The organism is Streptomyces sp. NPDC059564 (genome assembly GCF_042735575.1).
Taxonomy (GTDB): Bacteria; Actinomycetota; Actinomycetes; order Streptomycetales; family Streptomycetaceae; genus Streptomyces.
The window spans coordinates 1-11413 of the sequence record NZ_JBHWBP010000248.1 but is presented as its reverse complement, the minus strand read 5'-3'; the positions used below and the strand labels follow the sequence as shown (position 1 = coordinate 11413).

The following is an 11413-nucleotide window of genomic DNA, read 5'->3' as shown; positions in this document are numbered from 1 at the left end:
ACGGGGTGCGGCCGCCGCCGTCGGGCTCCGCGAAGGCCAGGGCCGCCGCATGCGCCGCGACGGCCGTGCGCAGCGGCGCGAGGCGCTCCGCCAGGCCGGGGTGGACGGCCGCGGTGGCGTCGTAACGTTCCAGCAGCCGCGCACTGTCACGAACGGCGCCCTCCCGCATCCGCCGTTCGAGTGGAATCCCGGTATCCGCTCCGGCCGGGCCGCCCCCACCGGTGCACCCGGTGAGCAGGGCGGCCCCGGCCGCACCGGCGGCTCCGGCGAGCAGGCTCCTTCGCGAGGGCCTCACGGGCAGGGTCCAGGGCACGGCGCCGTCCTCGGGGGTGGTGTCGGGGCAGAGGTGTGATCACGGTACCCGGGGGGCCCGCCGGGAGCGCGGACGGCAACACCCCCCGCGACCGGATACCCTTTGACCTGACACGCGACGGAAAACCACAACAGCACACGCGGCCGAGGAGTCACCCGGATGAGCACGACCCAGAGCGACAGGCTGCGCGGACTGCTGGAGCCGCTCGTCGCCGCCAAGGGCCTGGACCTCGAGGAGATCGAGCTGTCCAAGGCGGGCAAGCGCCGGATGCTGCGGATCGTGGTGGATTCCGATGAGGGCGTGGAGCTGGACGTCTGTGCCGAGCTGAGCCGTGAGGTCTCCGACCTGCTCGACGCATCCGACGTGATGGGCGAGGACGAGTACGTCCTCGAAGTCAGCTCCCCGGGCGCGGACCGCCCGCTCAGCGAGCACCGTCACTACGTTCGGGCGATCGGCCGCCTCGTGAAGTTCCAGTTGGCCGAGGGCGGGGAACTGATCGCCCGCATCCTCGACGTCGACGACGAGGGCATGGACCTCGAAGTACCGGGCGTGAAGGGCCGCAAGGCGACCGCCCGCCGCATCGCGTTCACCGACATCGCCAAGGCGCGTGTCGAGATCGAGTTCAACCGCAAGGACAAGAAGGAAGAGGAGGCGTAGCCGTGGACATCGACATGAGTGCCCTGCGGGGTCTGGTCCGGGAGAAGGAGATCTCCTTCGACCTGCTCGTCGAGGCGATCGAGTCGGCCCTCCTCATCGCGTACCACCGCACCGAGGGCAGCTTCCGCCGTGCCCGCGTCGTGCTCGACCGCACCAATGGTCACGTGGTCGTGTGGGCGACGGAGGACCCGAGGGACCTCGAAGAGGGCCAGGAGCCCAAGGAGTTCGACGACACGCCGTCGGACTTCGGGCGGATCGCCGCGACGACCGCCAAGCAGGTGATCCTCCAGCGTCTGCGCGACGCCGAGGACGACCTGACCTTCGGTGAGTTCGCCGGCCGCGAGGGTGACGTCATCACCGGCGTCGTCCAGCAGGGCAAGGACCCCAAGAACGTCCTCGTCGACATCGGCAAGCTGGAGGCCATCCTGCCGGTGCAGGAGCAGGTCCCCGGCGAGGACTACACGCACGGACTGCGCCTGAAGGCGTACGTCGTGCGGGTGGCGAAGGGTGTCCGCGGTCCGTCCGTGACGCTGTCGCGCACCCACCCCAACCTGGTGAAGAAGCTCTTCTCCCTGGAGGTCCCGGAGATCGCCGACGGCAGCGTCGAGATCTCCGCGATCGCCCGTGAGGCCGGTCACCGCACCAAGATCGCCGTCCGGTCCACCCGTTCGGGCCTCAACCCGAAGGGCGCCTGCATCGGCCCGATGGGCAGCCGCGTGCGCAACGTGATGGCCGAGCTGCACGGCGAGAAGATCGACATCGTCGACTGGTCGGACGACCCGGCGGAGATGGTCGCGAACGCCCTGTCACCCGCTCGGGTGAGCAAGGTCGAGGTCGTCGACTGGGACTCGCGCTCCGCGCGGGTGACCGTGCCCGACTACCAGCTGTCGCTGGCCATCGGCAAGGAGGGCCAGAACGCCCGCCTCGCCGCGCGGCTCACCGGCTGGCGCATCGACATCCGCCCCGACACCGAGGAGCCCTCGGACCGGGACGGCGACGGCGGCCGGGGCGGCGACCGGGACGACAGTCGTGGCCAGGACCGTGGCCACGACCGTGGCCACGACCGTGGTCAGGGCCGGGGCCGGGAATAAATCGGTACCGGTCGGAGGTTTCCGGCCGGTAGACAGGGACCCCGAGTACTCGGGGTCCCTGGTGGATCACAACGACATCCGTTCGATTTTTCACCTGAAGGGGTGAGGTCGGTACGGGGAGGTAGACTTAGGCGTGTCTGGCCGGACGCAAGCCCGCGCATGCCCCGAACGCACCTGTGTGGGGTGTCGGGAGCGAGCGGCCAAGAGCGATCTGCTGCGCATCGTGGCGATCGGGGACGAATGCGTCCCTGATCCACGCGGTACGCTGCCCGGCCGGGGTGCCTACGTGCACCCTGCCGTGGTCTGCCTCGACCAGGCGGTCCGCCGCAGAGCGTTCCCCCGGGCCCTTCGGTCCGCCGGAGCGCTCGACACGACGGAACTGCGCAAAGCCCTGGCCGGTGAGGCCGGGGCGACACCGTAAGAAGTAGTACGGCACGGATACGCCGTGCGGTCAGGTACCTCGCGAGTTGGAAGTAGGTCGAGATTGCGATGAGCACTCGATGAGTACGCGATGAGTACGCCCATGAAGTAGCGACGGTCCGGCGTAACCCGGACCTAAAAGGAGCGAAGTGGCTAAGGTCCGGGTATACGAACTCGCCAAGGAGTTCGGGGTGGAGAGCAAGGTCGTCATGGCCAAGCTCCAAGAACTCGGTGAATTCGTCCGTTCGGCGTCCTCGACGATCGAGGCGCCGGTTGTACGCAAGTTGACTGACGCACTGCAGGGGCCCGGCGGCAACGCCGGCAAGTCCGCTGCGAAGCCCGGCGCGCCCCGCAAGGCCGCGCCCGCCAAGCCCGGGGCTCCCACCCCGGGTGCCGTTGCACGTCCCGCTGCGCCGAAGCCCGGCGCACCGGCCCCCAAGCCGGTCGTCGCAGAGGCTCCGGCCGCCGCGGCGCCCGCCGCCCCGGTGACCCCGGCCGCCTCCGGCCCGCGTCCCGGCCCGAAGGCTCCGGCCGCCCCGAAGCCCGCTCCGGCGGCTCCCGTGGCGACCGAGTTCTCCGCGCCTCCGGCGGCTCCGGCCGCCCCGGCGCGCACCGAGCGTCCCGCCGCCGCTCCCGGCCCCCGTCCGGCGCAGCAGCGTCCGGCCCAGGGTCAGGGTGGCCAGGCCGGCGCCCGTCCCGGCGCCCCGCGTCCGGCCGGTGCCGCTCCGGCGCGCGCCGAGCGTCCCGCCGGTCCCGGTGGCCAGGCCCCGCGTCCGCAGGGCGCCCGTCCGGCGGGTCCCCGTCCGGGCAACAACCCGTTCACCTCTGGTGGCTCCACCGGCATGGCGCGCCCGCAGGCGCCCCGTCCGGCCGGCGCTCCCCGTCCCGGTGCCCCCGGCGCCGGCGGCGGCCAGGGTGCTCCCCGCCCGCAGGGTGGTCCCGGTGGCGCTCCGCGTCCCCAGGGCGCCGGTGCGGGTCGTCCGACCCCGGGCGGCATGCCCCGTCCGCAGGGCGGCGCCCCGCGTCCCGGTGGTGCTCCCGGCGGTAACCGTCCCAACCCGGGCATGATGCCGCAGCGTCCCGCTGCCGGTGGTCCCGGTCCCCGTCCCGGTGGCGGCCCCGGTGGCCGTGGTCCCGGTGCGGGCGGTCCGCGTCCCGGTGGCGCCGGTCGTCCCGCGGGCGGCGGCTTCGCCGGTCGTCCGGCCGGTCCGGGCTCGCGTCCGGGCGGCGGCGGCTTCGGCGGCCCGCGTCCGGGTGGCGGCGGCTTCGGCGGCGGTCCGGCCGGTGCCGGTGGCGGCGGTCGTCCCGGCTTCGGCGGGCGTCCCGGTGGTCCCGGTGCCCGTGGTGGCACGCAGGGTGCCTTCGGCCGTCCCGGCGGTCCGGCCCGTCGTGGTCGCAAGTCCAAGCGTCAGAGGCGCCAGGAGTACGAGGCCATGCAGGCCCCGTCCGTCGGCGGCGTGATGCTGCCGCGCGGTGGCGGCGAGACCGTGCGCCTGTCGCGCGGTGCCTCCCTCACCGACTTCGCGGAGAAGATCAACGCCAACCCGGCGTCGCTCGTCGCCGTGATGATGAACCTCGGCGAGATGGTCACTGCCACGCAGTCCGTCTCCGACGAGACGCTCGAGATGCTGGCCGGCGAGATGAACTACGTCGTCCAGATCGTCAGCCCGGAGGAAGAGGACCGCGAGCTCCTCGAGGGCTTCGACATCGAGTTCGGCGAGGACGAGGGCGGCGAGGAATACCTCATGCCGCGTCCGCCGGTCGTCACCGTCATGGGTCACGTCGACCACGGTAAGACCCGCCTCCTCGACGCCATCCGCAAGACGAACGTCGTCGCGGGCGAGGCCGGTGGCATCACCCAGCACATCGGTGCCTACCAGGTCTCCACCGAGGTGAACGACGAAGAGCGTCGCATCACCTTCATCGACACCCCGGGTCACGAGGCGTTCACCGCCATGCGTGCCCGTGGTGCGAAGTCGACCGACATCGCGATCCTCGTGGTCGCGGCCAACGACGGCGTCATGCCGCAGACGATCGAGGCGCTGAACCACGCCAAGGCCGCCGGCGTCCCGATCGTCGTCGCGGTCAACAAGATCGACGTCGAGGGTGCCGACCCGGTCAAGGTGCGCGGTCAGCTCACCGAGTTCGGTCTGGTCGCCGAGGAGTACGGCGGCGACACGATGTTCGTCGACATCTCCGCCAAGCAGGGTCTGCACATCGACTCCCTGCTCGAGGCCGTCGTCCTCACCGCCGACGCCTCGCTCGACCTGCGTGCCAACCCGGAGCAGGACGCTCAGGGTATTGCGATCGAGTCCCACCTCGACCGCGGCCGCGGTGCCGTCGCCACCGTCCTCGTCCAGCGCGGTACCCTCCGCGTCGGCGACACGATGGTCGTGGGCGACGCCTACGGCCGAGTGCGCGCCATGCTCGACGACAAGGGCAACAACGTCGAGGAAGCGGGTCCGTCGACCCCCGTCCTGGTCCTGGGTCTCACCAACGTCCCCGGCGCCGGCGACAACTTCCTCGTCGTCGACGAGGACCGCACCGCCCGTCAGATCGCCGAGAAGCGTGCTGCGCGTGAGCGCAACGCCAACTTCGCCAAGCGCGTCCGCCGGGTGTCCCTGGAAGACCTCGACTCGGTCCTCAAGGCCGGTCTGGTCCAGGAACTCAACCTCATCATCAAGGGCGACGCGTCCGGTGCCGTCGAGGCCCTCGAGTCCTCGCTGCTCCAGCTCGACGTCGGTGAAGAGGTCGACATCCGCGTCCTGCACCGCGGTGTGGGTGCGGTCACCGAGTCCGACATCTCGCTGGCGATGGGCTCCGACGCCATCGTCATCGGTTACAACGTCCGTGCGGCCGGCCGTGCCGCGCAGATGGCGGACCGCGAGGGTGTCGACGTCCGCTACTACTCGGTGATCTACCAGGCCATCGAGGAGATCGAGGCGGCCCTGAAGGGTCTCCTCAAGCCGGAGTACGAAGAGGTCGAGCTCGGTACGGCGGAGGTCCGCGAGATCTTCCGCTCGTCCAAGCTGGGCAACATCGCGGGTGTTCTCATCCGCTCCGGCGAGGTCAAGCGCAACACCAAGGCGCGGCTCCTGCGCGACGGCAAGGTCGTCGCCGAGAACCTCACCATCTCCGGTCTGCGCCGCTTCAAGGACGACGTCACCGAGATCCGCGAGGGCTTCGAGGGCGGTATCAACCTCGGCTCCTTCAACGACATCAAGATCGACGACGTCATCGCGACGTACGAGATGCGCGAGAAGCCCCGCGCGTAAGCGCGAGGCGGTTCGCACCGTGTCGTAGGCAGCTGTAACACCGGGGCCGGTCGGCGGAATATCCGTCGATCGGCCCCGGCCGTTGCGTGTACGGTTCTGATGACCGGCCGCGCGACGGCCGGGAGATCCTTCCGGGTGACGGCCCGGCGGGCCACCTAACCCGAACCGGCGGGACATCCGGAACTGCATGTACGTGGGGACTCTGTCCTTCGATCTGCTCCTCGGCGACGTCCACTCGCTGAAGGAGAAACGCTCCGTCGTCCGGCCCATCGTCGCCGAGCTCCAACGCAAGTTCTCCGTGAGCGCGGCCGAAGTGGGCGACCAGGACCTGCACCGCAGGGCCCGTATAGGGGTCGCCCTGGTGAGTGGGGACGCGGGGTTCGTATCGGACGTGCTCGACCGCTGTGAGCGGCTGGTCGCGGCGCGTCCGGAAGTGGAGCTGCTGTCCGTGAGGCGGCGGTTCCATGGTGATGAAGACTGATTGCTTGTCTGCAAGGAAGAAGGAGACGGACCAGTGGCCGACAATGCGCGGGCGAAGAAGCTGGCGGACCTCATCCGGGAGGTGGTGGCCGAGAAGCTGCAGCGCGGCGTCAAGGACCCCCGTCTCGGTACGCACGTGACCATCACGGACACCCGGGTCACCGGCGACCTGCGGGAGGCCACGGTCTTCTACACGGTCTACGGCGACGACGAGGACCGGGCCAGCGCGGCCGCGGGCCTCGAGAGCGCCAAGGGCGTGCTGCGCTCCGCGGTCGGCCGGGCGGCGGGAACCAAGTTCACGCCCACCCTGACCTTCGTCGCGGACGCCCTCCCGGAGAACGCCAAGACCATCGAGGACCTCCTCGAGAAGGCGCGGACCTCCGACGCCCAGGTGCGGGAGGTGTCCTCCGGTGCCCAGTACGCCGGCGAAGCCGACCCGTACAAGAAGCCGGGCGACGAGGACGAAGACGACGAGGACGCAGCCGCGGAATGAGCACCGACGCAGGGAAGACTCCGGACGGCCTTGTCATCGTCGACAAGCCGTCCGGCTTCACTTCGCACGACGTGGTCGCCAAGATGCGCGGGATCGCCAAGACCCGCCGCGTCGGCCACGCCGGCACCCTCGACCCGATGGCGACGGGCGTCCTCGTCCTCGGCGTCGAGAAGGCCACCAAGCTCCTCGGCCACCTCGCGCTGACCGAGAAGGAGTACCTCGGGACGATCCGTCTCGGGCAGTACACCCTCACGGACGACGCCGAGGGCGAGATCACCTCGTCCGCCGACGCCTCCGGGGTGACCCGGGAGGCCGTCGACGCGGGGATCGCCAAGCTGAGCGGCGAGATCATGCAGGTCCCGTCGAAGGTCAGCGCCATCAAGATCAAGGGCGTGCGCTCCTACAAGCGCGCCCGCGACGGCGAGGACTTCGAGATCCCGGCCCGGCCGGTGACGATCTCGTCGTTCCAGGTCTACGACATGCGGGAGGCGGAGGCCGAGGACGGCACCAAGGTCGTCGACCTCGTCGTCTCCGTGGTCTGCTCCAGCGGTACGTACATCCGCGCCCTCGCCCGCGACCTGGGCGCCGACCTCGGCGTCGGCGGCCACCTCACGGCGCTGCGGCGCACGCGGGTGGGCCCGTACAAGCTCGACCGCGCGCGCACGCTCGACCAGCTCCAGGAGGAGCTGACCGTGATGCCGATCGGCGAGGCGGCCGCCGCCGCGTTCGCGCGGTGGGACCTGGACTCCCGGCGGGCCTCGCTGCTCGCCAACGGGGTGCGGATCGACATGCCGGACGAGTACCAGGACGGCCGGACGGTCGCCGTGTACGGGCCGCAGGGGCAGCTGCTCGGGCTCGTGGAGAGCAAGGGCGGCAAGGCGAAGTCGCTCGCGGTCTTCGTCTGAACGGTGCGGGACGCCGGTGTCGTCGGCGGTGCCGGTGATACCGGTGATACCGGTGTTTTCGGTGTTGACGTGGAGCGGTGAGCGCACATGGACTGCTGCTCACCGCTCCACGACCCCCCTCGGGTAGGTCTCTATCCACCCGGAGCCCCGTATTCACCCGTCCGAGCAGGCGCTCGGAGTGAATGGAGGGAGCGTAAGGGGGCGCTTTCGCCTCGCGTGCTTTTCGTGCTGATCTTCACTTGCCTACCGTCGTGACCACGGGTCCCGCGGCGGGGGAGTGGTGCGGTGATGACGGACGAGGTCACAGGCGGCGCGAGGGGTTCCGAGACGGGGCCCGGGCCGGAACCGGGCTCCGGCGCGGCCGGGGGCTTCGACGGTGCGCCGGAACTCGTCCGGGTCTGCGACGAGGCCGGACGCCCGCGCGGCAGCGGCTTCGTCGCCGACGACCGCGGAACGGTGATCACCAGCCACGAGGCCGTCGACGGACCGGCCCGGGTGGTGCTGCACGGCCCGGGGAACCGGTGCTGGGCGGCCGGCCCGGCGGACGTCACCGCCCTGCCCGAACTCGGACTGGCCCTCGTACGCACCGACGGGCTGGGGCTGCGGCCGCTGCCCGTCGCGATGCGCGAGGTGATCGCTCCGGGGACGTACGTACGCCTCCCCGCGCGGGGCTGGCGCCAGGCGCGGGTGCTCACCGCCGGTGCGGAGGTCACCTACACCGCGGCGGACCGCGCCCACCTGCTGCCCGCCACCGTCGAGCTGGCGATCGGCACGGACGGCCGGGACGCCCTGAGGCCCGGCGGCGGAGCCGGCGGGGGGCCGGTCCTCGACGCGGAGACCGGAGCGGTGCTCGCGGTCCTCGGCACCGCTCTCGTCTCGGAGCACCGCTCCGGAAGCTTCGCCGTCCCCCTGCGCGCGGCCGCCGCGGCCGCCCCCGGCGGTCCCCTCGCGACCCTGCTGGAACGCAACTCCGCCACCGTGCCGGTGTACGGGGCCGACCTCAACCTCGCGGGCGCGCTGGAGCTGACCGCGCTCACCCTCGGCCCGGCGGTCCCCCCGTCGGCGGGGGCCGGACCCGTACCGGAGCCGGTGGGACGCCCCGGGATCGCCGCCGCACTGGCCGGCTTCACCGCGGGGGACCGGGCGGTCCTCGGCCTGGTCGGGCTCCCCGGCACCGGCCGCACCACCGCCCTCGCCGCCCTGGCCGCCGACCGCGCGCGGGGGCCCCGCCCCGCGCCCACGCTCTGGCTGCGCGGCGCCGACCTGCACGGGGACGACGCCTCGCTGGCCGACGCCGTGACACGGGCCCTCACGGCGGCGGGCCGGATCGTCGCCGCCGGGGGTGGGGGGCCGGTGTCGTGGGGGAGGGCCGGTGCCGGTGCCGGTGCCGTCGCCGGGCCGGTGGTCCGGGGGGCTGCTGAGCGGGTGGGCGGTGCTGCGGGGCCGCTGGCGTGGGGGGCGGCCGAGCGCGTGGCGGGGCTGGCGGGGGCCGCCGGGCGGGCGCTGCTGGTGGTGCTGGACACCCCCGAGGAGATGCCGCCGCAGCTCGCGCACCGCCTCGGGCCGTGGACCGGAGCCACCGCCGGGTGGCTGGGCGTGACCGGGGCCAGGCTGGTGGTCGCCGCCCGGCCCGAGTACTGGGAGCGGGCCGGGGAGCTGTACCCGCCCGAGGTGCTGTACACCCCGCCCCGGACGGCCCGGCGGCTGCCGCCCGCGCTCCCCGTCGGGGACCTGACCGAGGCCGAGGCGCGGACCGCCCGGGCCCGCCTGGGGATCCCGGACGACGGGGTGCGGGAGGCCGACGCGCGGCACCCGCTCACCCTGAGCCTGCTCGCGGGGATCCGCGCCGCCGGGGTCACTGCGGGGCGCCCGGGCCGTGACGAGGTCTTCGCGGCACACCTGGACCTCCTGGCCCTCCGCACGGCCCTCCGCCTCGCCACCCCCGAACCCACCCCACCCCCCGGGCCCCCGGCCCCCGACACGCCCTCGGCGGCTACCCCGGGACCGGCCTCCGCCGAGGGCTGGGCCGGGCCTCCTCAAGGCCCGGCCGGAACCCGGCTCGCCGACAGCGGGCCGACCGAGGGCTGGCACCACGGGCCGGGTTCCCCCGAAGGCTGTGGCGGAGCCCTTCAGGGCCTTGCCGGGACTGGGCGTGGTGCCGGGGGCGCGCTGGCTGGGGGTTGGGATCGCGGATCGGGTTCCTCCGAGGACCTGGGCGGTCCCCTTCGGGACCCTGCCGGGACTGGGCGTGGTGCCGGGGGTGCGCCGACGGGGGGTTGGGATCGCGGTCCGGGTACCTCGGAGGACCTGGGCGGTCCCCTTCAGAGCCTTGCCGGGACTGGGCGTGGTGCCGGGGGCGAGCTGGCCGGGGGTTCGTGTCGCGGATCGGGTTCCTCCGAGGGCTGGGGCGGGCCTCCTCAGGACCCTGCCGGGACGGGCGGCGCGTGGCCCGGAGGGTGGTACCAGGGGCCGGGTTCCTCTGAGGGCCCGGTGGGAGCCGATGCTTCGGAGGGAGGCCGGGCCGCGTACGGGGGGCGCGATGCTGACGTGCCGTGCCGCCCCCGGACTGCCGGTGGGACGTCCCCCGGGGCTGCGGGGGAGCGGCCCGACGGGGTCTGGTCCTCGGGGCCGGGCTCTGCCGAGGGCTGGGCGGCACGCTCTTCCGCCCCGGGCGGGAGCTGCAGCGCGGCCTCCAGCCTTGGAGCGGACCGGGCCCCCGGGGCGGAGGGGGACACTCTCGGGGACGCATCCCCCGGCGGCCGGATGACCAGGCCCGCGGGCGGCATGGAAGGGCCGCCCGGGGACCGACCGTCCGGCGGCGAGGCCGCCGGCGGTGTCGGTGGTCGGAGTGCCGGGGGCTGGGCCGACGACGCCGGTCCGGGCCGGGTACGTGCCGATGCCCCGGGCGGGGCCGGGGCCGGTGGCTGGGCTCCCGCTGCGCGGGGTGAGGGCGCCTCCGGTGTGCCCTCCGGTGGCGCCTGCGGTGCCGCGCCGGGCGACCGGCCCGGCAGGGGCGCGACCGCAGACGGCGGTGGGGGCACGGGCCCTGCTGGAGACGGTGGGCCGTGCGGCGCTGCGTCGGGGGACAGGTCCGCCGGGAGCATGGCTTCCGGCGGCGGTTGGGGCACGGGCCCGGATGGTGGCCGTGGGCCGTGCGGTGCTGCGTCGGGGGACCGGACTGGCGGGGGTACGGCCGCAGACGGCGGTTGGAGCGCGAGCCCGGCTGGCGGTGATGGGCCGGCTGCCGGTGTTGCGGATGATGCTTTGGCCCCTGGCCGGGGCCGGGATGCGTCCTTCTGGGGCGCATGTGGTGCCGGGGCGCTGTCCGGGGACGGGCCCGTCGGCGGCGGCGCAACCGCTGGCTCGGGCGCGGGCGGGGCACCCACCAGCGACGACGGGCCGGGCCGGGCCCGTACGGGTGCCGCTGGTGGGGCTGGGGCGCCCGACGGGGTCGGTGACTGGGGGGTGTCCTCCGGGCACTGGTCTGCCGGCGATGCCGGAGACGCCGGTGGTTGGGGCAGGGGCGGGTCCCCCGCCGGGGGCTGGGCCCACGACCACGGACCGGGACGGGTGTGCGCCGGTGGGGCCGGGGCTACCGGCCGCGGCGGGAGTCCGTCCTCCGGCGGCCGGACGGCCGGGGGCGTAGACGGCGCGGACACGGCGCCGGGGGGCTGGCCCGGCGAGGGTGCGGGCGCCGCCGACGGTGCTGCCGTTGGCCGGGTCATGGAAGGGGCCCCCGCCGGGGGCTCGGGTGGGGGCGCGGCAGCGGGCGGGGTCGG

At 73.7% G+C, this 11413-nt stretch carries 7 protein-coding genes and 2 pseudogenes; 8 read left to right on the top strand and 1 reads right to left on the bottom strand.

Going from position 1 to position 11413, the window contains the following annotated elements:
* Positions 1-313: pseudogene (locus ACFV0Q_RS30045) on the bottom strand (hypothetical protein); the annotation flags it as partial.
* A gap of 159 nt (positions 314-472) precedes the next feature.
* On the opposite strand from ACFV0Q_RS30045, the gene rimP reads away from it, so the two are divergent.
* The 8 genes and pseudogenes from rimP to ACFV0Q_RS30005 all read left to right on the top strand — a co-directional run.
* Entirely contained in the window at positions 473-970 is a 498-nt protein-coding gene (rimP, locus tag ACFV0Q_RS30040) for a ribosome maturation factor RimP (RefSeq protein WP_385009509.1), read from the top strand.
* Between the two features lie 2 nt (positions 971-972).
* Complete coding sequence (gene nusA / locus ACFV0Q_RS30035) at positions 973-2061, top strand: transcription termination factor NusA (RefSeq protein WP_385009508.1); 1089 nt, start codon at positions 973-975, stop codon at positions 2059-2061.
* Positions 2062-2194: 133 nt separating this feature from the next.
* The gene (locus ACFV0Q_RS30030) at positions 2195-2482 is read left to right on the top strand and encodes a YlxR family protein (protein ID WP_385009507.1); all 288 of its coding nucleotides are present in this window, start codon (positions 2195-2197) and stop codon (positions 2480-2482) included.
* A gap of 148 nt (positions 2483-2630) precedes the next feature.
* The gene (gene infB, locus ACFV0Q_RS30025) at positions 2631-5756 is read left to right on the top strand and encodes a translation initiation factor IF-2 (RefSeq protein WP_385009506.1); all 3126 of its coding nucleotides are present in this window, start codon (positions 2631-2633) and stop codon (positions 5754-5756) included.
* A 187-nt stretch (positions 5757-5943) separates the two neighbouring features.
* Entirely contained in the window at positions 5944-6237 is a 294-nt protein-coding gene (locus tag ACFV0Q_RS30020; RefSeq protein ID WP_030227569.1) for a DUF503 domain-containing protein, read from the top strand.
* Positions 6238-6270: 33 nt separating this feature from the next.
* Positions 6271-6729, top strand: coding sequence for a 30S ribosome-binding factor RbfA (gene rbfA, locus ACFV0Q_RS30015; protein WP_385009505.1), 459 nt, complete (start codon positions 6271-6273; stop codon positions 6727-6729).
* On the top strand, positions 6726-7634 hold the full coding sequence (gene truB / locus ACFV0Q_RS30010; RefSeq protein WP_385009504.1) for a tRNA pseudouridine(55) synthase TruB: 909 nt from the start codon (positions 6726-6728) through the stop codon (positions 7632-7634). The genes rbfA and truB overlap by 4 nt, the downstream gene beginning before the upstream one ends.
* Positions 7635-7922: 288 nt before the next feature.
* Positions 7923-11413: pseudogene (locus ACFV0Q_RS30005) on the top strand (hypothetical protein); the annotation flags it as partial.

Bases quoted from the DNA above. Each gene is read 5' to 3' on its own strand.
- truB (WP_385009504.1), top strand. From the start codon at position 6,726: ATGAGCACCGACGCAGGGAAGACTCCGGACGGCCTTGTCATCGTCGAC.
- ACFV0Q_RS30020 (WP_030227569.1), top strand. From the start codon at position 5,944: ATGTACGTGGGGACTCTGTCCTTCGATCTGCTCCTCGGCGACGTCCAC.
- rimP (WP_385009509.1), top strand. From the start codon at position 473: ATGAGCACGACCCAGAGCGACAGGCTGCGCGGACTGCTGGAGCCGCTC.